The 24,028-nt window shown below is 44.5% G+C and carries 19 protein-coding genes; all 19 read left to right on the top strand.

Features of this window, described 5'->3' with window-relative positions; genetic code table 11:
- The first annotated feature begins 2 nt into the window (after positions 1–2).
- The gene (locus MHH58_RS07645) at positions 3–3,149 is read left to right on the top strand and encodes a DNA polymerase III subunit alpha (RefSeq protein ID WP_341345525.1); all 3,147 of its coding nucleotides are present in this window, start codon (positions 3–5) and stop codon (positions 3,147–3,149) included.
- 66 nt (positions 3,150–3,215) lie between these two features.
- Positions 3,216–4,451 (top strand): NAD(P)-dependent malic enzyme, encoded by a 1,236-nt coding sequence (locus MHH58_RS07640; protein WP_135098088.1) that lies wholly within the window; start codon positions 3,216–3,218, stop codon positions 4,449–4,451.
- A 2-nt stretch (positions 4,452–4,453) separates the two neighbouring features.
- Positions 4,454–4,876: a FadR/GntR family transcriptional regulator gene (locus tag MHH58_RS07635; protein WP_135098086.1), complete on the top strand. Its 423-nt coding sequence runs from the start codon at positions 4,454–4,456 to the stop codon at positions 4,874–4,876.
- 18 nt (positions 4,877–4,894) lie between these two features.
- Positions 4,895–5,743, top strand: coding sequence for an acetyl-CoA carboxylase, carboxyltransferase subunit beta (gene accD / locus MHH58_RS07630; protein ID WP_341345524.1), 849 nt, complete (start codon positions 4,895–4,897; stop codon positions 5,741–5,743).
- A gap of 2 nt (positions 5,744–5,745) precedes the next feature.
- On the top strand, positions 5,746–6,693 hold the full coding sequence (locus MHH58_RS07625; RefSeq protein ID WP_135098082.1) for an acetyl-CoA carboxylase carboxyltransferase subunit alpha: 948 nt from the start codon (positions 5,746–5,748) through the stop codon (positions 6,691–6,693).
- A gap of 233 nt (positions 6,694–6,926) precedes the next feature.
- On the top strand, positions 6,927–7,886 hold the full coding sequence (gene pfkA / locus MHH58_RS07620) for a 6-phosphofructokinase (RefSeq protein WP_341345523.1): 960 nt from the start codon (positions 6,927–6,929) through the stop codon (positions 7,884–7,886).
- A gap of 13 nt (positions 7,887–7,899) precedes the next feature.
- Positions 7,900–9,660, top strand: coding sequence for a pyruvate kinase (pyk, locus tag MHH58_RS07615; RefSeq protein WP_135098078.1), 1,761 nt, complete (start codon positions 7,900–7,902; stop codon positions 9,658–9,660).
- Between the two features lie 18 nt (positions 9,661–9,678).
- Positions 9,679–10,416, top strand: a complete 738-nt coding sequence (locus MHH58_RS07610) for a hypothetical protein (RefSeq protein WP_135098076.1) — start codon at positions 9,679–9,681, stop codon at positions 10,414–10,416.
- Between the two features lie 279 nt (positions 10,417–10,695).
- Positions 10,696–11,811: a citrate synthase gene (gene citZ / locus MHH58_RS07605; protein WP_135098074.1), complete on the top strand. Its 1,116-nt coding sequence runs from the start codon at positions 10,696–10,698 to the stop codon at positions 11,809–11,811.
- Between the two features lie 25 nt (positions 11,812–11,836).
- A complete protein-coding gene (gene icd, locus MHH58_RS07600; RefSeq protein WP_115884149.1) occupies positions 11,837–13,105 on the top strand; it encodes an NADP-dependent isocitrate dehydrogenase in 1,269 nt (422 codons plus the stop codon).
- 95 nt (positions 13,106–13,200) lie between these two features.
- Positions 13,201–14,775: an AbgT family transporter gene (locus tag MHH58_RS07595; protein ID WP_341345522.1), complete on the top strand. Its 1,575-nt coding sequence runs from the start codon at positions 13,201–13,203 to the stop codon at positions 14,773–14,775.
- 141 nt (positions 14,776–14,916) lie between these two features.
- The gene (polA, locus tag MHH58_RS07590; protein WP_341345521.1) at positions 14,917–17,520 is read left to right on the top strand and encodes a DNA polymerase I; all 2,604 of its coding nucleotides are present in this window, start codon (positions 14,917–14,919) and stop codon (positions 17,518–17,520) included.
- A gap of 8 nt (positions 17,521–17,528) precedes the next feature.
- A complete protein-coding gene (gene mutM, locus MHH58_RS07585; protein ID WP_341345520.1) occupies positions 17,529–18,392 on the top strand; it encodes a bifunctional DNA-formamidopyrimidine glycosylase/DNA-(apurinic or apyrimidinic site) lyase in 864 nt (287 codons plus the stop codon).
- A 9-nt stretch (positions 18,393–18,401) separates the two neighbouring features.
- On the top strand, positions 18,402–18,995 hold the full coding sequence (gene coaE, locus MHH58_RS07580) for a dephospho-CoA kinase (RefSeq protein ID WP_135098066.1): 594 nt from the start codon (positions 18,402–18,404) through the stop codon (positions 18,993–18,995).
- Between the two features lie 72 nt (positions 18,996–19,067).
- The gene (gap, locus tag MHH58_RS07575; protein ID WP_341345519.1) at positions 19,068–20,072 is read left to right on the top strand and encodes a type I glyceraldehyde-3-phosphate dehydrogenase; all 1,005 of its coding nucleotides are present in this window, start codon (positions 19,068–19,070) and stop codon (positions 20,070–20,072) included.
- Between the two features lie 82 nt (positions 20,073–20,154).
- Positions 20,155–20,574 (top strand): antibiotic biosynthesis monooxygenase family protein, encoded by a 420-nt coding sequence (locus tag MHH58_RS07570; RefSeq protein ID WP_135098058.1) that lies wholly within the window; start codon positions 20,155–20,157, stop codon positions 20,572–20,574.
- Between the two features lie 469 nt (positions 20,575–21,043).
- Positions 21,044–21,502, top strand: a complete 459-nt coding sequence (gene nrdR / locus MHH58_RS07565; RefSeq protein ID WP_115884157.1) for a transcriptional regulator NrdR — start codon at positions 21,044–21,046, stop codon at positions 21,500–21,502.
- A 1-nt stretch (position 21,503) separates the two neighbouring features.
- Positions 21,504–22,844 (top strand): replication initiation and membrane attachment family protein, encoded by a 1,341-nt coding sequence (locus tag MHH58_RS07560; protein WP_135098056.1) that lies wholly within the window; start codon positions 21,504–21,506, stop codon positions 22,842–22,844.
- A gap of 8 nt (positions 22,845–22,852) precedes the next feature.
- Positions 22,853–23,773 (top strand): primosomal protein DnaI, encoded by a 921-nt coding sequence (dnaI, locus tag MHH58_RS07555; protein WP_135098054.1) that lies wholly within the window; start codon positions 22,853–22,855, stop codon positions 23,771–23,773.
- Positions 23,774–24,028: the final 255 nt, after the last annotated feature.

The following is a 24,028-nucleotide window of genomic DNA, read 5'->3' as shown; positions in this document are numbered from 1 at the left end:
CAATGCTTAATTTAAATGTGCACAGCTCATTTGATTTTTTAAATTCAAATATTACATTGGAGCGTTTATACGAGAAATTAAACAGTGACGGCCAGAGCGCTGTAGCCGTCACGGATTTAAACCGCATGCACGCGGTATACCGGCTGATGGCAACAGCGCCGAAATACGGCATTAAACCGGTGCCCGGCATGGAAATTATTGTGGAGGACGGCATGAACGGCGTGCCGCTCGTGCTGCTGGCGAAAAATCATCAGGGCTATCTCGAACTCGTGCGCACTAGCGCCATGCTGTCGTACAGAGGTTCAGCGCGGACGTCGCTCAAGTTTCTTCAGGATACTATTAAAAACTGCCTCTTAATCGGCAAGACTTCGGAGGCGACGGCAATTTTAAGCGCCATGGATCTTCCGGAAGAAGATAAATATATCAGCCACGATTCAGACGGAGATTACAAGAAGGTGTTTATGAAAGCCGCGCATTACGTTAATTCAAATGAACGGGGCTCCTTAAAAGTGCTGAATGCCATCCGGGATAACGAGCGGCTCAGTATCGACAGCGTGCAGAATCTCGAGGGGGATGCCTGTATTCAGACCCGGGATATGGTGCCTGAAGCAGCACGCATGTATTTAAAAAATAATGAAGAAATTATAAATAAGTGTGAGGTGCCGATACCTTCTGTATCTCATACGCTGCCGAAATTTAATAATCCAGAAGGCAGCAGTTCAAAAGACTACTTATGGCAGCTTTTAATGGAAAGATTTGAAGCGGGAGATTTCAAAGACCGTAATGAATATATGGAACGGCTGAAGTACGAATACGGCATTATTACCGGTATGGGATTTGAAGATTATTTTTTAATTGTCCAGGATCTGGTAAATCATGCAAAATCAAACGGTATTTACGTCGGGCCGGGCAGGGGATCCTCCAGTGCAAGTCTCGTGTCGTATCTTTTGGATATTACCGAAGTCGACCCGCTTGAATACAATTTGCTGTTTGAGCGTTTTCTGAATCCGGAGAGGGTAAGCATGCCGGATATCGATATCGATTTTGAAGATTCAAGACGCGATGAAGTCGTTGAATATTTAATTAAAAAATACGGTGATATGCGGGTGGCGAACATCATTACATACGGAACGCTGAGCGCCAAAATGGCCGCGCGCGACGTGGGGCGAGTCTTCGGTTTTTCTGACGATGAACTGAAGCTCGTGTCCAATCTTGTACCGGATGAGCCGAACGCATCGCTTGAAGATGCATTTTCAAGCAGCCGTTTTAACACGCTTTTAGAAGCGGACAGAAAGTATAAAACATTTATGGATATCACGTTGAAAATTGAAGGGCTGCCGCGCCATACATCGACGCACGCAGCAGGCCTTCTTCTGAGCAGTGAAACGCTGACGAACAGCGTGCCCGTAATTTTCTCTGAAGGCCATGTAATGAGCCAGTGGCCGATGAAAGATGTTGAAGCGGCGGGGCTGTTAAAAATTGATCTGCTCGGCTTAAAAAACCTGTCGCTGATCCGCTATATGGTCCAGAGCATCAGGCGGACGGAGAAAAACTTCTCGCTTGATGATATAACAGAAGATAAAAGAGTCTATAAAATGCTGTCAAAAGGAATGACTCTCGGTATTTTTCAGCTGGAGTCATCCGGCATCAGACGGGTCATTGAAAACTTTCAGCCGGAAAGTCTGAAGGATCTCGCTGCAGTACTTGCACTGTACCGGCCGGGTCCGATGAAGGAAATCGATAACTTTATCTACAGAAAAGAACATCCTGAAACAATTAAGTATCCGCATGAAGATCTGAAAGATATTTTAAAAGAAACGTTTGGTGTCATCGTCTATCAGGAGCAGATTATGCAGATTGCCGGTAAAATTGCCGGCTTCAGCTACGGGGAAGCGGATATTTTAAGACGCGCTATGGGCAAAAAGGACCGTCATGCGCTGACTAATGAGCGCGAGCATTTTATTGCCGGAGCAGTGAAGAAAAACTACACTGCAGAGCTTGCAGAAAATATTTTCAATCTGATTATGGAGTTTGCGGACTATGGTTTTGTTAAGAGCCATGCGGTTGCCTACGGTAAAGTCGCCTACACGATGGCCTATATGAAACTGCATTATCCCGAACATTTTTACGCGGTCATATTAACACACCACCGGGGCAACGACGAAAAAATCAGCCAGCTTCTAACCGAGCTGAAGATGATGCGTATCCCGCTCCTCGCTCCGGATATTAATACATCCATATGGCAGAACTCGCAGCAAGAAGGCATCCTGCTCGGCTTTTCGATGATCAGCGGAATTTCAAGACCGCTATATGAAGCGCTCATCGCAGCGCGTAAGCACGGCGGTCCTTTTAAGGATATATACGACTTGGTTTCCCGCACAGATTTTAAATTCAATGAAAAAATCTTAAGAAACTTAATTATCTCGGGGACACTCGACGGTTTTGAAGAAAACAGAAAAACGATGCTGCAGACATTGCCCGATATTTTATCGACGGTGAGCGACGGTTATCAGCACGACTCGTTCTTAAGCTCCCTCGGTTTTAATCTTAAAAAAGAATACCGGTACAGCGAAGAAATGGACGGCGCTGAAAAAATTGAAGGCGAAAAAGAAGCGCTCGGATTTTATATTTCAACGCATCCCATCCTCTTAAAGCACCGGGAACTTGAATTTATTCCCTTTTCTCTGATTCATCATAAACGTAAACACGGTACCTATCTTCTCTATATTGAAGATTTCCGCACGATTAAAGTGAAGAAAACAGGGCAGAATATGGCCTTTTTGACACTGACTGACGGGCATTCTAATATTGACGGGGTCCTATTTGCGAAAGAGTATTTTAAATATCATCCTATGCTGAAAGAATCGATCGTGGCAGCGGATGCAACTTACGGCATGCGCCAGGGAAAACCGCAGCTCATTATAGACAGACTGTATCCGGCGGACGACTACGTCCGGACGTATATAGAGAAAACCAAGAAAATCTATATCAGGGATGTCAGTATCGATGAAATTTCAGAGCTGCTCGCAGAGAGCGGGGTGCCGATTCACGATTTTAACACGCAAGAATTCGCCGGATATATTCCAATCAGTAAAATAGAAACTTTAATTTCAAACATACAAGTCGAAAATATCCGTTTAATCGTGTAAATTTATTGTAAAATAAAAAAATTAATGATAATATACCGTGGTATGACCACTTTAGGAGGAACTAATTTGTCTTTAAAAAGCGATGCATTAGAACTGCACAAAGTTAACCAGGGAAAGCTTTCCGTCAATTCAAAAGTAGCATTAAAGGATAAAGAGGCGCTCAGCCTTGCGTATTCACCGGGAGTTGCTGAGCCGTGCAAGGAAATATACGAAGATGAAAGAAAGATATTTGATTACACGATTAAAGGTAATACTGTAGGCGTTGTAACTGATGGTTCGGCAGTGCTCGGACTCGGCAATATCGGAGCTTCAGCCAGTCTGCCGGTAATGGAAGGGAAGAGTGCGCTTCTTAAAAACTTTGCAGGCGTAGATTCTTTCCCAATCGCTTTAAAAACAAATGACGTCGATGAAATCGTCAATACAGTTAAACTGATGACTCCTGTTTTCGGCGGTATTAATCTGGAAGATATTTCAGCGCCGAGATGTTTTGAAATTGAGGAAAGACTGAAAAAGGAAACTGATATTCCTGTCTTTCACGATGATCAGCACGGGACGGCTATCGTTACGCTGGCTGGTCTGATAAACGCAGTCAAACTGACAGGCAAAACTTTATCTACTGTTAAAGTGGTACTGAACGGCGCGGGCGCTGCAGGTGTTGCTATTGTTAAACTGCTTCACAGTTTTGGTGTTAAAGATATGATTATGTGTGATTCGCGCGGAGCAATTTACGAAGGCCGTGAATCAGGCATGAACGCAATCAAAGATGAAGTTGCGAAGTTCACCAATATCGATAATGAAGAAGGCAAGCTTTCAGATGTTATTAAAGATGCAGATATTTTTATCGGTGTATCGGTGGAAAATGCAGTAACTGAAGATATGGTCCGTTCGATGAATGAAGATCCGATTATCTTTGCCATGGCAAACCCGACTCCTGAAATTATGCCTGATGTCGCAATTGCCGCCGGTGCTAAAGTAGTGGGCACAGGACGCAGCGACTTCCCGAACCAGGTTAACAATGTACTGGCTTTCCCGGGTATTTTCAGAGGTGCGCTCGATGTTCAGTCAACGCACATCAATGAAGAAATGAAAAAAGCGGCAGTGCTTGCAATCGCAGAAATTGTTAAGCCGGAAGAATTGAGTGCGGATTATGTGATTCCGGACGCCTTCCATCCGGAAGTAGCACCGATGGTTGCAGAGCGCGTGGCAGCAGCTGCTATGAATACGGGCGTGTCGCGTAAAAAAGTTGAAGCCGGTTACGTTTACTCCAGGACGAAAAAACTGATCAGCGAATTGAACGGTTAATCATGGAAAATAAAAAGGGTCTTCAGATGATTCTTGAAGAGATTAATAAAATTATTGTGGATCAGAATATCGGCATCGGAGAGAAGATACCGAGTGAACGCTATTTGAAAGAACGGCTGAATGTCAGCCGGCAGAGTGTAAGAGAAGCGCTGAGAGCGCTGGAACTTATCGGGGTTATTTACGTTAAACGCGGGGAAGGTACGTATCTTGCGAATATCGACAGCCACCAGCTCTACACTTTAATAGCGAAATATCTGCTTAGAACAGACAGACAATATGAAGAGTTAGTTGAATTGATGCATATGATTGATTATTATTACGAACATAAATATAATGGCATGAAAACTGTGGATGACGGTGATAATCAAGTGGTGCAGAGAATCTACAAACTGCTGAAAAAATATGCTGACGGCTATGACAGCTAACTTCGATGAGGTGTAAAAATGTTAAAGGATATATTTTTTAAACTGAACAAAAAAGCAAGTGACGAAAAGACGGACAAGGCTGAGAAACAGGAAACGATTATGACGAAGTGTCCGAACTGCAAGAAGATTCTTTATTCAAAAGATCTTCACAAGCGTTTGAACGTCTGTTCAAATTGCGACCATCATCTGCCGATTATAAGCACGGAGCGGATGGATGCGCTGCTCGATATTGACAGCGGCAAAGAACTGTTTGCAAATATTACATCGGTTAACCCGCTGAATTTCCCGAATTACGAAGAGAAACTTGCTTCCGATAAAGAGAAAACAGGTCTCGAAGAAGCATTAATCGTTTCCCACGGGAAAATTATGGGCAGTGAAGCGGTCGTCGCGATTATGGATCCGCGTTTCCGTATGGGCAGCATGGGTTCGGCGCTCGGTGAAAAACTGGCGCGCACTTTCCAGTATGCAACAGAACACAGACTGCCGGTCATCGTCTTTACAGCGAGCGGCGGCGCGCGCATGCAGGAAGGAATTTTATCGTTAATGCAGATGGCGAAGGTCAGCGTTGCGGTTGAAAGGCATAACAAAGCAGGTCTTCTCTACATCGCCTACATGACAAACCCTACAACGGGCGGAGTATCTGCGTCATTTGCATCAGTCGGCGATATCAACCTCGCTGAAAAAGGCGCTTTAATCGGTTTTGCCGGACGCCGCGTAATCGAAGAAACAATTAAAGAAAAACTGCCGGATGACTTCCAGACGGCCGAGTTTTTACTCAAGCACGGGCAGCTTGATGATGTCGTCAACAGAGTTAACATGAAACGCTATCTTGGCACGATTTTAAAGATGCATGAAGAGGTTGTGTAATTATGGTATTTGAATTTGAAAAACCGGTTCAGGAACTGGAAAACAAAATTAAAGAGCTTGAAAAATATGCCCATAAAAACAAGCTGGATCTGACGACTGAAATCAGCTTTCTGGAGAGAAAAGTGAAGGATAAAAAAGAAGAAGTATATTCTCAGCTTACACCCTGGCAGCGTGTTGAAATTGCACGCTACATAAAACGACCGACTTCAAAAGAATATATCGCCGCGCTGTTCGATGACTTTATCGAGTTTAAAGGCGACCGCGCCTACTCGGATGACAATGCGATTATCGGCGGCATTGCGATGTTCAAGGGACGTCCAGTGACCGTCATCGGCAACCAGCGCGGCATGGATACGAAAGATAATATTGCGCGCAACTTCGGCATGGCGCACCCCGATGGCTACAGAAAAGCACTCCGTCTGATGAAGCAGGCGGAGAAATTCAAGCGCCCGGTGATCTGCTTTATAGATACGAAAGGTGCATATCCGGGTAAAGCTGCTGAAGAACGCGGCCAGAGCGAGTCGATTGCAAGAAACCTGGTCGAAATGGCTGGTCTGACTGTGCCTGTAATCAGTATTGTTATAGGGGAAGGCGGTTCGGGCGGTGCACTAGCGCTCGGTGTCTGCAATAAATTATTCATGCTCGAAAACGCAACGTACTCGGTGATTTCACCAGAGGGTGCAGCAAGTATTTTATTTAAAGACGCTTCGCTGAAAGAAATCGCAGCGGAATCTTTAAAAATAACTGCAGCCGACCTGCTTGAACTCGGCGTGAGTGACGGCACGATAAAAGAACCGGCCGGCGGCGCTCATCACGATAAATCATTCGTTTTCAACAAAACGGATGAAGTGCTGCAGAATGCACTGGCGGAACTTACGCCGATGGACGGTAATGCTTTAGTCGATCAGCGTTACGACAAATACATGTCGATTGGACAGTTCAGTGAATAACAGGAATATATAAATCGCACTTGCCCGTATGGAGGCGGGTGCGTTTTTTTTGATTAGGTCGTCAATGACGTGTGTTCATTGGCCAGCTGGCGTCTTTACTCAGCCAATGAACTTAAGTCAGTATCGCACCGCAAGCCCGCCTTTCGATTTACTCGCATTTTCCCCGCCATATAGATAGACCGTGAAAGCATAATTATGCTATGTTTAAATGGACTGGCAGGTGGGTGATAATCATGAGGAAAATAGCGGTTTTGACAAGCGGCGGAGATGCGCCCGGCATGAATGCCGCGATACGTGCAGTGGTGCGTAAAGCAATTCATGACGGGATGGAAGTTTACGGTGTAAGTCACGGTTTTAACGGACTGATAAATAACGATATTAACAAAATGGATCTCGGTGATGTCGGCGATATTATTCACCGGGGCGGGACGGCTTTATATTCCGCACGCTGTGAAGAGTTCAGGACTGAAGAAGGCAGAAAGCGTGCGGCGGATAATTTAAAGACGTACGGTATTGAAGGTCTCGTCGTTATCGGCGGGGACGGTACGTACAAAGGTGCTTTTGAACTGTCGAAACTCGGTGTGAAAACCGTCGGTGTGCCTGCGACAATCGATAATGATATTGCCGGCACTGATGTAACTATCGGCTATGACACAGCACTCAACACCATCTTTGATATGATCGATCGTATCCGGGATACGGCAACGAGCCATGAACGGACCTTTATCATTGAAGTGATGGGCAGGGATTCCGGGGAACTTGCACTAAACGCGGGGCTCGCAGCCGGCGCGGAAACAATTTTTATTCCGGAGCGGAATACGAAGATGGAAGATGTGGCCGAACGTATTCAGGCCGGGCTTGACCGGGGGAAAAAACATTCCCTGATCGTCGTCGCAGAAGGGGTCATGACTGCAGAATACTGTAGCGCTGAACTGGCAAAGTATATTAATATAGAAACCAGAATCAGTGTTTTAGGACATATTCAGCGCGGCGGCAAACCGAGTGCCGGAGACAGGGTGCTCGGCTCGAGGCTCGGCGCTTATGCAGTGAGCCTTTTAGAGGAAGGGCAGTCGGGTGTCGGCGCCGGTATTTCCAAAAATGAATTAACAGCCACAGATTTTTCGTACGTACATGTACATGAGAAAAAGTATGACAACAGTATTTATCTGCTTTCAAAAGAGCTTTCAATTTAGGAGGAAAAGAAGAATGAGAAATACAAAGATTGTATGTACAATAGGACCGGCCTCAGAATCGGAAGAAGTGCTTGAAAAAGTAATTATGGCGGGGATGAACGTTGCGCGTTTAAACTTTTCGCATGGTGACCACAAAGAACACCAGGCGCGCATTGATACGATTAGAAAAGTAGCGAAACGCCTCGATAAAACAGTCGGTATTCTCTTGGACACAAAAGGACCGGAAATCAGAACGCACTCGATGGAAAATGGAGAGGTTGAACTTGTCCGCGGACAGAAAATCGAAGTGTCCATGACAGAGGTGCTCGGTAATTCAGAACGCTTCTCTGTTTCCTATGAAGGGCTGATCGATGATGTTGACCCGGGAGACTTTATTCTTCTTGATGACGGGCTAGTTGAACTTGAAATCGATGAACTGAATAAAGATACAGGCATTATTACGACGACTGTTAAAAACAACGGCCTCTTAAAAAATAAAAAAGGGGTTAACGTGCCTGGTGTCAGCGTAAAACTCCCAGGTTTAACAGAAAAAGATAAGGAAGATGTGAAGTTCGGCATCGAGCAGGGTGTGGATTTTATCGCGGCAAGCTTTGTCAGACGTGCCCAGGATGTGCTTGAAATCCGGGAGATGCTTGAATCACACGATGGCGAATACATTAAAATTATTCCTAAAATTGAAAACCAGGAAGGAATCGACAACATCGATGAAATCCTGAAAATTTCAGACGGCCTGATGGTAGCCCGAGGTGATCTCGGTGTGGAAATTGCACCGGAAACAGTACCGATGATGCAAAAAGAACTCATCAGAAAATGTAATTTACTCGGTAAACCGGTAATTACTGCAACACAGATGCTCGATTCCATGCAGACGAATCCGAGATGTACACGCGCTGAAGCAAGTGACGTGGCGAACGCAATTTACGACGGCAGCGATGCGGTAATGCTGAGCGGTGAAACTGCAGCAGGTGCATATCCGGTTGAAGCAGTGCAGACGATGGCGAAAATCGCAGTGTCGGCTGAAGAGGCTCAGGACTATAAGAAATTATTATCCGACAGAACGAAATCAACTCAGACGAACATGGTGACGGCAATCGGTGTATCCGTTGCCCACACAGCTCTGAATTTAAAATGTAAAGCAATTGTCGCCGCAACTGAAAGCGGACATACAGCGAATATGATTGCGAAATACCGTCCGCATGCGAATATCGTGGCGGTCACTCCTTATGAACATGTCGCGCGTCAGCTTAATCTCGTCTGGGGTGTCAACCCGATCGTTAAAGAAGCGGAAAGAGATACAGATGAACTGCTCAATACATCTGTAATGGCAACGCTTGAAAAAGGCTACGCAAATGAAGGTGACCTAATTATTATTACTGCAGGTGTGCCTGCAGGCAGAGCGGGCACGACGAACTTAATGAAACTGCACGTCGTCGGGGATACGCTGATTAAAGCACAGGGTATCGGCGATAAAACAGCAGTCGGAGAAGTAGTTACTGCAAGAAATTATAATGAACTGGAAGGCAAAGATACGACCGACAAGATTGTCGTTGTTCAGTCAGTCGACGCCTTAATGACGCCGCTCTTAATTAAAGCAGCAGGACTAATTACGGTTGAAGGCGGACTGACAAGCCAGGGTGCTATTGTCGGCTTGAATCTGGAGCTGCCGACCATCGTCGGTGCGAAAGAAGCACTTGAAGTGCTGGAAGATAATATGCTCGTTACCATAGACAGTGAACAGAGCGTAGTCTACAGCGGACATGCGCATGTGTTATAAGGATTAGAGGTGTGTTGGATGAAAAAAACGCTTGCTGCATTAGTCGGGAGTATATTGATTTTATCAGCATGTTCAGCCGGCAATGAAGAACAGCCGGCTGAAGAAGCAGCTCCCGAGACTGAGCAGGAAAATACAGAACAAGCTGCTGGCAGCAGCGATATGTCGTCAGCTGATTTAATTGAGAGTGCAGTTGAAAATAGTGAAGGTATTACGAGCTATGAAGCCCGCCAGTCATTTAAAATTACTATGCCGGAGGAAGAAAGTACAATTCGGACGATTATGACTTATGGCGGACAAAATGAGCTGAAACTCTCTGTGAATAACAATGGTGATATCATTACTCATTATATGGTTGAAGGTGACCACTTTATGTACCGGGACAATGAAATCGTCGATACAGAAGAAACAGTGGAAATTGAAGGCAGCGATTACGAGACAATCGTCTCGGCACTTCAAAACTACCCGGAAGGCGAAGTCAGCGAACTTGACGAAGGGTATGCACTCACGATAAAGATCGATGACATCTCAGGATTCAGCAGTTTTATCGATGAGGAAACACTCTCTGATATCGAATCGGCAGAAAGCATTAATGGCACGATTCAGCTGTACTTTGATGCGGAATATAAATTTACGGGCAGCGAACTTAAGGCGGACCTGGTAAATGAGGGCGAAGAAATTACGATTCACTCGACGGTCGATTATACGAATATCGACAAGGTTGACATGATTGAAAAACCGCATAATATGTCAGAATAAAATATGAAGATCAAGAAACCGGAGGCGGTGTATAAAAACGCCTCCGGTTTTTTATTAACAATTAACTTATACTTATGCTAATATATAAGATAATTAACTGATTCTTATTAAACGATAAATAATCAGTTAAACAGTAATAGAATCTCGCAGTATCAAAGGTTGCGCTTACATTTTGTATTCTTATTCACAAACTTGGGTCTGCCAGAAGATTAAACATAGATGTGACAATTTTGTTATACTTGGTTTAAAGATTCTGTTACATACTTAGGAGGGGGATTTATGACTGGAAACAGCGGTTTAGAAGGTGTTGTAATTGGAGAATCAAGAATCAGTTCAATTATCGGCACACAGCTGACTTATTGCGGTTATGAAATTGATGATTTAGCAGAAAATGCTGAGTTTGAAGAAGTGGTTTATTTATTATGGCACGATGATTTGCCAAATGCCGAAGAACTCAAACAGTTTAAAAAGGAGCTTTACGAGCACGCTTTTTTAACTGACGATGCAAAGAATTTCTACAAAACGTTTGTAGATAAATCTGTACACCCTATGAGCGCGCTGCGCACTGCGGTCTCACTGCTTGCGCATACGGACGAGAAGGCTGAAGAACAGTCTGAAGAAGCGACGCTCCGTAAAGGAATTCGCATTCAGTCGAAAATTCCTTCAATCGTTGCGGCAATTGCCCGCACACGTGAAGGAAAAGAAGTAATCGATCCGAATCCGGATTACGGTTATGCGAAGAACTTCCTGTATATGCTTTACGGAGAAGAGCCGACTGAAGTTCAGGTTGAAGCGATGAACACAGCCTTGATTCTTCATGCGGACCACGAAATCAACGCATCGACATTTGCAGCGCGTGTAATCGTCGCGACTTTATCGGATGTATATTCCGGTGTTACTGGAGCGATTGGCGCCTTGAAGGGGCCGCTTCACGGCGGAGCGAATGAACAGGTAATGGCTATGCTTGAGGAAATCGGTTCTCTTGATAATGTCGACAGCTACATCCATAAAAAATTAGACAACAAAGAAAAAATTATGGGAATCGGCCACAGAGTTTATAAAGAAGGGGATCCGCGCGCGAAATATCTTGAAGATATGGCTCGCCGCTTAACTGAAGAAAACGGACAGCCTGAACTTTATGAAATGTCTGTGAAAATTGCACGCATTATTGAAGAAGAGAAAGGTCTTTTGCCTAACGTTGACTTCTTCAGTGCATCTGTTTACCATTCACTTGGTATTGCACATGACTTATTCACTCCGATTTTTGCAGTCAGCAGAACGTCCGGCTGGATTGCACATATTTTCGAGCAGTACGAAAATAACAGATTAATCAGACCGCGTGCTGAGTACAACGGCCACACGGACAGAAAATACGAACCAATTGAAAAAAGATAATTAAAATACAACGGGGGTTTCATTAATGGCAGGAGAAAAAATTCAAACTAAAAATGGTGTACTGAACGTACCTGATAATCCGGTAATTCCTTTTATTGAAGGAGACGGAATCGGCCCGGATATCTGGGCAGCAGCGAGCAGAGTAATCGATGCAGCTGTAGAGAAAGCTTATAATGGCGAGAAGAAAATCGACTGGCTTGAAGTGTATGCGGGTCAGAAAGCATTCGACAAAACCGGCGAATGGCTTCCGCAGGATACACTTGATAAAATCAATGAGTATTTAATCGCTATTAAAGGACCGTTAACGACACCGATCGGCGGCGGTTTCCGTTCATTAAACGTTACACTGCGCCAGGAGCTCGACTTATTCGCGTGCCTGCGCCCTGTAAGACACTACAGCGGGGTGCCTTCACCGGTTAAACACCCTGAGCACTGCGACATGCAGATTTTCAGAGAAAACACTGAAGATATATATGCAGGTATCGAATTTAACGAAGGTACACCTGAAGTTAAAAAAGTGATCGACTTCCTGCAGGATGAAATGGGCGTTAAGAACATCCGTTTCCCTGAGTCTTCATCAATCGCTATCAAACCTGTATCAAAAGAAGGTACAGAACGTTTAGTGCGCTCTGCAATCAACTATGCAATCGAGCACAACAAACCATCAGTAACGCTGGTACACAAAGGAAACATCATGAAGTTCACTGAAGGCGGATTTAAAAAATGGGGTTACGAGCTAGCCCGCAATGAATTCGGCGACAAAACATTTACTTGGGCTGAATACGATGAAATCGTAGAAAAAGACGGTAAAGAAAAAGCTGATGAAGTGCAGAATCAGGCAGTTGCTGACGGCAAAATCATCATCAAAGACTCTATCGCAGATATCTTCCTGCAGCAGATTCTGACTCGTCCAAAAGAGTTCGACGTTGTTGCAACGATGAACTTAAACGGTGATTACATCAGTGATGCTCTTGCAGCTCAGGTTGGCGGAATCGGTATTGCACCGGGTGCGAACATCAACTACGAAACTGGTCACGCTATCTTTGAAGCAACACACGGTACAGCGCCTAAATATGCCGGTCAGGATAAAGTGAACCCGTCATCTGTCTTATTGTCAGGTGTCTTAATGCTGGAACACTTAGGATGGCAGGAAGCTGCTGATCTTGTGAACAGTGCAATTGAAAACACAATATCGAAAAAAATTGTCACATATGACTTCGCCCGCCTGATGGACGGTGCTACAGAAGTTAAATGTTCAGAGTTCGGCGATGCTTTAATCGAAAATATGCAATAATTCAGATTGTAAAATCTAAAGCTAAATATTATAATGGAAAAGCCGCTCCTCGGAGCGGCTTTTAATTTTGATACATATTGGAGGAAGTTTAAGCTGTGGACGAGAGTAAAAAGAAACAAGGATTGTTTCAGAAGTTTTTAGATTTTGTAGAATGGCTGGGTAACAAACTGCCGCACCCGGTTACGCTTTTTGCGCTGCTTGCGGTACTTACTTTAGTTTTATCATCAATTTTCGGAATACTTGGAATTTCCGTCACACATCCAGGTGAAGGCAATGAAACAGTTACCGTAAATAATCTATTAAATGCTGAAGGAATCAGTTATATATTTGAAAGTATGACGGATAATTTCATTAACTTCGCACCGCTCGGCGTTGTATTGTTAACAATGCTCGGTATCGGAGTGGCTGAGCGTTCCGGATTAATAGGCGCTGCTTTAAAAGCGTTTGTACTGTCAATTCCAAAAAACCTGATCACTGCAGGTCTGGTTTTTGCCGGGATTATGTCATCTGTAGCGTCTGATGCAGGTTATGTAGTACTGCCGCCGCTTGGTGCGCTTTTATACCTCGCACTCGGCAGACACCCGCTAGCGGGTCTTGCCGCGGCCTTTGCCGGGGTATCTGCAGGGTTTTCTGCGAACCTGCTCTTAAGCGGAACAGATGTGATGCTTGCTGAACTTACGTCAGCAGCTGCTGCAGTAATTGATCCTGCTTATGCAGACTCAATCAACGTGGCAATGAACTGGTACTTTATTATCGTGAGTGTGTTCCTGCTGACATTTGTCGGCTGGTTCGTTTCTGCCAAAATTGTTGAACCGCGCCTTGGTTCATTTAAAATGTCCAAAGAGCAGGAAGAAGAATTATCAGGTGAAGATGTGGACGGCATTCAAACACTTCAGCCTGTTGAGAAAAAAGGTCTGATATGGGCGCTTATCTCTGTCATAATCGGTCTCGGTCTTGCCGCACTGTTAGTAGTGCTGCCGAATTCACCGATGCGCGGATCAGATGACATCGGTTCTTACATGGACACGATTATCCAGTCACCGTTTATGAGTTCACTGGTGCCGATTATTGCGATACTCTTCTTCATTCCGGGTCTCGTATACGGTCTCGTAACAAAATCAATTAAAAACGATAAAGACGTAGCGAACCAGATGACTGACACTATGGCTTCCATGGGAATGTTTATCGTTCTGGCATTCGCAGCGGGTCAGTTTGTCGCTTACTTTACCGAATCTAATCTCGGTCTTGTCATCGGAGTTTACGGGGCTCAACTTTTAGACAGCCTCAGTCTGACGGGGGTACCATTGTTAATCGGCTTTATGCTTGTGACTGCGCTCATTAACCTGTTCATCGGAAGCGCGAGTGCCAAGTGGGCGCTTATGGCACCGATTTTCGTGCCGATTCTGATGCAGCTCGGATATTCTCCGGAACTGACGACGATGGCTTACCGTGTGGCGGACTCAAGTACAAATATTATTACACCGCTGATGACTTATTTTGCAATTATCATTGCTTTTGCACAGAAATACGATAAAAATATCGGTATCGGTACGCTGATTTCAGTTATGCTGCCGTACTCTATTTTCTTCTTTATCTTCTGGGCGCTTATGCTGATTGTCTGGAGTCTTCTCGGTCTGCCGCTCGGTCCGGATTCACCGGTTCACTATTAAAAAATACTTTAAAAACACCTGCCTCAATTTTGGGACAGGTGTTTTTTTAAAGACCTGGTCAACAGCAGGTCTTTTTTAATTGGCTAATATTCAATGGAACTGTATAATTTAAAGTAAGAATGAAGACTTAAGGAGAGTATTATGGCTAAGTTAATTCTCATGGATGGAAACAGTATCGCCTTCCGTGCATTTTACGGACTGCCGCTGTTAACGAATCAGAGCGGGCTGCACACGAATGCGATTTTCGGTTATGCGAGACTGCTTGAAAAAGTAATAAAAGAAGAAGACCCCGATTATTTTCTAGTGGCGTTTGATGCAGGTAAATCGACGTTCAGACATAAACAGTACACGGAATATAAAGGCGGCAGACAGAAAACTCCGCCGGAGCTCGGCGAGCAGTTCGCGCCGATCAGAAAGCTGATCGATGCCTATGGTATTAAACGTTTCGAGCACGAAGACTACGAAGCGGACGATATTATCGGCACATGGACCAAGCTCGCTGACAAAGAGAACTTTGAAACGATTGTTATTACCGGCGACAAAGACTTAACGCAGCTGGCAAGTGACCATACGAAAGTATATATTACGAAAAAAGGTGTTACGGATATCGAAGTGTACACGCCGGACCACGTTAGTGAAGTATATGACGGCCTTAAGCCGCTGCAGATTATCGATTTAAAAGGTCTGATGGGCGACAAATCGGATAACATTCCCGGCGTCCCGGGCGTCGGTGAAAAAACTGCGGTTAAACTTTTAAAAGAATACGGCAGCGTTGAAGAAGTACTGAATAACCTGGAAAATATCTCCGGTAAAAAATTAAACGAAAACTTAACGAACAATCAGGACATTGCGCTGATGAGTAAAGATCTTGCCACAATTTACCGCGATATGACGTTTGATTTCAATCTCGATGATCTCAAGTTCAAAAATGAGGATTCAGAAGAGAAATACGAGCTGTTTAAAGAGCTTGAATTTAATTCGCTTCTGAATAATATGGAAGCAGCCGAAGTGGAAGAGGTAGCCACTTTTACAGCAGAAACGACGGATTCTTTAAATGACTTCGGTGATGATATCAGCATTTATCTTGAAGTGCACGCGGACAACTATTTAAAACACAAACCTGAATATATCGGTATTGCTGATAAGAATTTTGTTCTCGTTAAAGCAGCATCTGAATTTGATTCCGACGAACTCAGCCAGTTTCTAAATACGCGTACTTCTGTCACGACCTATGATTTAAAACGGCAGGTTGCGCTGTTAAATCATCTGAACATTGAATTCGATCATTTTACAGAAGATATTATGCTCGGCAGCTTCTTATTAAATCCGTCTAAAAAAATTATCGATGTAGCTGAAACAGCAGCCGATTTTAACGTGTCGATTAACAGCGATGATTTCCATTATGGCAAAGGACGCAAGCAGAAAGACCCTTCAGCCGAGGAAACAAAAGCTTTTGTTGCCGATAAAGTCCAGGCGATTGAAAAAGTGGCGGAGCCGATGGCGGAAAAATTACGTGCAGATGAAATGTACGACTTATGGCATGACCTTGAAATTCCGCTGTCGAAGGTGCTCGTTCAGATGGAACTTAAAGGCATCAAAGTCAAAACGGACCGCCTGAAAGAAATGGAAACAGAACTGAGCGGCCGGCTGAAAGAGATAGAAGAGAAAATATACGCGCTTGCAGGTGAGGAATTTAATATTAATTCCCCGAAACAGCTCGGCGTAATTTTATTTGAAAAACTCGGACTGCCGGTTATTAAAAAGACAAAAACCGGTTATTCGACAGCGGTCGATGTGCTGGAGCAGCTCGCGGACAAGCATGAAATTATCGAACATATTTTAACTTACCGCACTATCAGCAAGCTGCAGTCGACTTACGTTATTGGACTGCAGGGTGAAGTCACTGAAGATTCGCGCATTCATACGCGCTTTAATCAGACACTTGCTCAAACGGGGCGTTTATCGAGTGTGGAGCCGAACCTGCAAAATATTCCGATCAGACTGGAAGAAGGACGCAAAATCCGTCAGGCTTTCGTGCCGTCGAAAGAGGGCAACGTACTGCTCGGACTCGACTATTCACAAATTGAACTGCGCGTCCTCGCTGCAATTACAAAAGATGAATCGATGATCGAAGCTTTTACGAACGATATTGATATTCATACGAAAACGGCCATGGAAGTATACGGTGTCGAACTGGATGAAGTAACACCTGAAATGCGCCGGAACGCAAAAGCGGTAAACTTCGGTATCGTTTACGGCATCAGCGATTACGGACTGAGCCAGAACTTAGGTATTACGCGGAAGGAAGCGGGCCGGTTTATCGAAACCTATCTCGAATCCTTTAAAGAAGTCAAACAGTTTATGCACGATATCGTGCAGGACGCGAAACGCGACGGCTATGTTACGACGCTGCTGCACCGCCGCCGCTACGTGCCTGACGTTAATAGCAGAAACTTTAATGCGCGCTCTTTTGCAGAACGTACAGCGATGAACTCGCCGATTCAAGGGAGTGCTGCTGATATTATTAAACTCGCGATGGTAAAATACGCACAAAGCGAAGAAGCACAGAAATTTAATGCAGAATTATTATTACAGATCCACGATGAGCTGATCTTTGATATTCCGGAAAGTGAAGTGGAAGCTTTTATTCCGGTTATCAGAGATATTATGGAGAATGCTATAGACATCGACGTGCCGCTGAAAGTAGATGCAGGCTACGGAACGGACTGGTATGAAGTGAAGTAGGTGGAAGAATGCCGGAACTGCCGGAAGTAGAACTCGTTAAGCGGGAGCTCACACCCGTTATCAATTTAAAGATTACGGATGTCGAGCTGTCGCAGTATATTTACAACGGGCATAAAACAAATAAAAGAACAATCGTCAAAGATAATCTCGAAGCCTTTAAGACTCTGGTTGCAGGCAAGACGATTATGCATATCGGACGGCGCGGAAAGTATTTATATTTCCTGCTCGGTGACGAGTATGAAACGACGCATTTAGTCAGTCATCTCGGCATGTCCGGGGCGTATTTTATCGTGTCGGATTTTGAAGATATTAAAGAACATAATTTTAAAAAGCACTGGCAGGTTATTTTCTCTCTGGATAATGGTCAGAAGCTCATATATTCCGATATACGCCGCTTCGGAGAAATGCATACGCATGAAAGTCTGCATGACTTTCCGCCGTTTGCCCGCATGGCGCCGGAATATACGGATGAACTCAGCCTGGATCATTATATGACGATGATGCGCGCGAAGAAATATGAAAACAAGCCGGTTAAGGCGGCGATTATGGACGGCGAAGTGATTCCGGGTGTCGGTAATATATATGCGGTTGAGAGCTTGTATCTGTCTCATATTCTGCCGACGCGGAAAGTGAAAAATATTTCCGATAAACGCCTCCACGAGCTGTTCGACCGGATTACGGAAGTGTTTGAACTGTCCTTATCGAGGGGCGGTTCGACGATTTCCGACTACCGGAGTGTTACCGGTGGCAAGGGCGAAATGCAAAACAGCTTTAATGTCTATCAGCGAAAAACATGTCCGCTCGGACATCCGCTCAAGACGAAAGTGATTAATACACGCAATACTTTTTATTGCACAACATGTCAGAGGTGACGAAGGTTCATGTATAAAATAATCGGTTTAACAGGCGGCATCGCAAGCGGAAAAACAACGGTGAGCGACTATTTGAAAAAGCGGGGCTACGTTGTGCTTGATGCCGATGCCTATTCCAAAAAAACAACAGCGAAAAACGGTCCGGCGATTCCTGCAATTATCGAAGCTTTCGGAGCGGATATTGTGAGTGAATCTGGCGAGCTTGACCGAAAAAAACTCGGCAGCATTATTTTTAATGATGCCGATAAACGCCGCGAGCTGAATGAAATCGTTCATCCGCTGATCAGGGAGATGATGAATGCGGATGAAGAGAAGTATATTCAAAAAGGACATGTCTTTCTCGATATTCCGCTGCTGTTTGAAAACGGGCTGAACGAACGCTGTGATCTCGTGGTAACGGTCTTTGTCGACCGCGATACGCAGATCAAACGGCTGACAGCCCGGAATGATTTAACGGTGGAAGAAGCGGAAGCACGCATTAACAGCCAGATGCCGCTGACAGAAAAAGTTCAAAAGAGCGACTTCAGGCTGGATAATAACGGGACTGTCGAAATGCTGTATGAACAAATCGACAGATTTACAGAAGACTTGGAAAGTATGTGAAAACGTGTTCAATCACGACTTTAAATGTGTTATACTATTTATGAAAAATGATCATTCAAAGGAGCTCTAGTCATGAAAAAAGTTGCAATTAACGGTTTAGGTAGAATAGGAAGAATGGTGTTTCGTATTGTCACGGAATCAAAAGAACTTGATCTCGTTGCTATCAACGCGACACACCCTGCAGAAACTATCGCACATTTACTGAATTACGATACTACGCACGGAACATGGGATAAGCATGTTGAAGTGAAAGACGGCAACCTTGTGGTAGACGGTAAAGAAATTACTGTAACAGGCGACCGCAATCCTGAGAACCTGCCATGGGCTGACCTCGGCATCGATGTAGTTATCGAAGCAACAGGCGCTTTCAACCACGGTGACAAAGCACAGTCGCACATTAACGCCGGTGCTAAAAAAGTGCTGTTAACAGGACCTTCTAAAGGCGGCAATGTACAAACTCTCGTACGCGGAGTTAACTGTGCAACCTTGGATACTTCATCATACGATGTATTCTCGAATGCATCATGTACGACAAACTGTCTTGCACCTGTAGCGAAAGTACTGAACGATGAGTTCGGCATTAAAAACGGTCTCGTAACGACAGTTCACGCTTACACGAACGACCAGATGAACATCGACAACCCGCATAAAGATTTACGCCGTGCGCGTTCAGCTGCAGAAAACATTATTCCGACTTCAACAGGCGCTGCAAAAGCAACTGCTTTAGTGCTCCCGGAACTCGAAGGCAAACTCGACGGTATGGCACTCCGCGTACCGGTATCTAACGTATCTTTAGTCGACCTTGTAGTAGACCTTGAAAAAGATGTGACTAAAGAAGAAATCAATGAAGCGTTCAAGAAATACGAAGCTGACGCAATGAAAGGTATTTTAGGCGTAAGCGACGCGCCGTTAGTATCAAGCGACTTTAATACAGATCCGCGCAGCTCTATCGTTGACTCAGCCCTGACTATGGTTATGGATAATAACAAAGTTAAAGTATTGTCATGGTACGATAACGAGTGGGGTTACTCTGTAAGATGTGTGGAACTGGCTGAAATGATCGCGAAAGATATTTAACAATACAGTCACAGGAGGATAGTTGATGCTATCCTCTTTTTTGATACAATAAAAGTAACAATATGAACGAAGGAGTGCTGGCATGAAATTAGTAAATAAAGAAGGACAAAGTACAGATTTGCTTATCAACGGCGAAACAGCATCATACAAAGGCGAAGAATACGATGTAATTATTCACGACGGAGACCTTGCAGGTGCTGGACATATTGCGACGAATAATTTTATCGTCAAAGAAGAATATATTAAAGAAATGATTAAAAGATTTAAAGGCCGGAAAGGCAACGTCGACCAGTACGACGGCTTTCAGGGCTTTATGCTGATAAAAAAAGACAACAAAATGTCGGTGCTGACAGGCTGGCAGACAACAGAAGACTTTACAGCCTGGGTGGAATCAGAAGCCTTCCAGAACTCGCACGTTAAAAAAGAACAGCGTGTAAAATCCGAAGGCAGCGATTACTTGGAAGCAATGCCGGTACGTGAAAACTTCAGCGTCGAAGGCTAAACTTTTTGTATGAAACAGTCGTGACACCTCTTACTTTGAGGTGGCGGGACTGTTTTTTTGATGAGGGGTGGATGGCGATTGAGACGGCGCGCCATTGTGGATGTGACAATGGCACAGTAAGGTGTCCAGCGCGCCACTGTGAAAGTGACAATGACGGGATAGGGCGGCTACTCCGTCACTGTGCCTCCTACAATGACGGGACAAGACGTTTACTCCGTCACTGTGATTTCCACAATGACGGGACAGATCGTTTACTCCGTCACTGTGCCTTCCACAATGACGGGACAAGACGTTTACTCCGTCACTGTGATTCCCACAATGACGTGACAAAGCGGCTACTCCGTCACTGTGATTCCCACAATGACCAGACAGCCGGCCTCCACCGCCCAATCCGCTTTCTTTTTTATGTTTCTTGCTTTCGGTGTTATAATAATTGAAACTAATCTATTACAAATGAGGTGAACATCATATGAGATGTCCAAAGTGTCAGCATACGAATTCAAAAGTGGTGGATTCGCGTCATGCGGATGAGATGAATGCGATTCGGAGACGCCGGGAATGCGAAGATTGCGCAACGCGTTTTACAACGTTTGAACGGATTGAACTGTCACCCCTTGTCGTTATAAAAAAAGACGGAACACGCGAAGTGTTCGACAGATCGAAGGTGCTTGACGGCCTTTTAAAAGCTTGTGAAAAACGGACGATTCCTTATGATGAAATTGAAAAGCGCGCGGATAACGTGGAAGCTGCTTTACGGAATTTAAACAAGGCTGAAATTTCCTCGAACGATATCGGCGAATCCGTTATGAAAGAATTAATTACTCTCGATCAGGTAGCATACGTGCGTTTTGCATCTGTGTACAGAGAATTTAAAGATATCGATCAGCTGATGGATATCCTCCAAAATCTAGAAAAAGGTAAGGCGTAAAATGAAATTTAATGAACGTTTAAAACCGAATACGGAGTTTATCGTTTACCAGCCGGGTACCTTATCCGACGATAATTACGAAGTGCTGAACGCCTTATATTTACCGGTTATCGGCACTGAAGCCTTCGGTATCTATCTGTATTTGTTTGAATCGACAAAAGTATACGATAAGCTTGCTGTCCGTTTTCATCGTGAGCTGATGGACGAGCTGTCGCTGAACTTATCGGATTTTGAAACGTCGCTCGATAAGCTCGAAGCCATCGGACTCGTGCGCACTTATGTATCGAATAAAGAACACGATGATCTCTTTGTCTACAGACTGCTGCAGCCGCTCACTCCGGAGATGTACTTCAAAGATCCCATGCTGTCCATGTATTTATACTCACAGGTCGGCTCTGCTAAATTCAACGATAAAAAAGACCGTCTTATCTATCCGGAACTGCCCGGTGACCTGACCGAGGTAACGAAGAAATTCACCGAGGTGTTCTACCACGCGAGAGATGCGAAATTCCGTACACCGGATGAGCACTTTAAACAGAATGACGTCTCCCGGGGACCGTCGATTGACCTCGATGATTTTGATTTCGAAGTGCTGTATACACACTTGAAGGGGACGCGCATCGATAAGCAGTTTTTTACAAAGGAAGTTAAAAAACTTGTCGTGCAGCTGAGCCAGCTGTTTAAATTAAATGCATATGATATTAAGCAGATTCTGCTGCAGTCATCGAGTCCTCAGTTCGGAATCGATAAAGAGCGCTTAAAAACCGAAGCCCGCAAATACTATCAGAAAGAATACGGGGAAGTTATTCCGAGTTTTACAACAGCTGAAGAAGCAGTAAGACCTTCCGGTGATGAATCGTATCTCGACAGCCTCGACAAGGTGAGTCCGCTCGACAGAATTAACGACCTCAGAAATTACAAACCTTCGGAAAACGATTTAAAAGTCGTGACGGAATTAATTGTTAAAACCGGCCTTGAAAACGGCGTGCTGAACGTGCTGCTGGAGTATGCTATTCAGATGAAAGAGGGCGATCTGCCGCTCAGATACGTGATGACCATCGCGGAAAACTGGGAAAAAGAAGGTTACCGCACAGCAGCGGAAGCGTATCAGTCGATTATGGAATTCCGTGAAGCCCAGGAAGAAAAACGTCGGAAACGCCAGTTTAAATACGCAGGTCCTGGTGAGGAACAGCCGGCCTGGCTGAAAGAGAAGACAAGCAGAAAAGAAAACCGGCAAGGAACCTCTAAGACTAAGAATACGAAGAAAACCGGTGAACCGATGAAAACGCTGAAAGATGATGAAGACTTCAGCAAACTGATTAATAAATTTAGAGAAAATTAGGTGAGGCGATGGAACCGATCAGCAGTTTCGTTAAAAATTCCAGCAGAATAGCGGAGAATAACGAACGTATTTATAACGAAATTATTAATCATCCGAAGATGAAGGCCTTTATGGAGGCACATGAAGGTAAAGTTACCCGCTCCATGATTCAAAATGATCTGATGATTTTAAAACATTATATAAATCAGCCGGCTGAATGCGAACCGGCGGGAGAGGGTAAATGCCTGAGCCATCCGGACGGCTTTATTATAAATCTCGATATCCGCCAGGGCCGGTTTAACATGATTTATACCAAATGTCCGATCAAAGCAAAACACGAGGAGTTCTTAAAACGGGAAAGTCTGATACAGAGCTTTCATATTCCGCGGGATGTGCGTGAAGCGACTTTCGATACGATTTTCTTAAATGACGGCCGCCGGGATATTTTAAAAAATGCTATTCAGAAAGCAGATAAAATTGCGCGCGGCGAAGACTTTCGCGGGCTGTATATACACGGCGAGTTCGGCATCGGTAAATCTTATATACTCGGCTGTATTGCAAACGAACTGAAAGAAAAGTCGATTTCATCGATGATGATCTACGTTCCTGAAATACTGCGCGATTTAAAGTCCGGCTTTAACGACGGCACGACAAACGAGCGCTACGATGCAATCAGAAATGCTGAAGTGCTGATCCTCGATGACCTTGGAGCGGAAGATGTAACTGCCTGGAGCAGGGATGAAGTTATCGTCAGTATTTTAAACTACCGCATGGTCGAGCAGCTGCCGACCTTTATCAGCTCAAACTTTGCAATTAATGAACTTAAAGGCCGCTACAGCTATACGAAAACAAACGGCAAGGAAGAAACAAAAGCGCTCCGCATGATTGAAAGAATCCGCGCCTTATGCGAAGAAGTCGAACTTACCGGTGATAATTTAAGAAACATATAGCTTGATTTATATGAATCGTTCGTGTACTATATAGCTATATTTCATTAATAATCCAAGGACAAGACAATTTTTAAAAGTTTATCGAAGAGAGTGCATGACTTGCTGAGACATGCATATAAACCGCGAATTGTTACTACCTGAACACGGATGCTTTTTTAATCGAAAGCCGGATGGACCGTTATCCCGAAAGCTTGAGGCACGGGATAAGTCTGTGTAAATCAGGGTGGTACCGCGGTAAAGTCGCCCCTATTTTTA

It is taken from the genome of Jeotgalicoccus sp. FSL K6-3177 (assembly GCF_038050175.1).
In the GTDB taxonomy this organism is placed as follows: domain Bacteria; phylum Bacillota; class Bacilli; order Staphylococcales; family Salinicoccaceae; genus Jeotgalicoccus; species Jeotgalicoccus nanhaiensis.
This window is presented reverse-complemented; position numbering and strand designations above follow the sequence as displayed.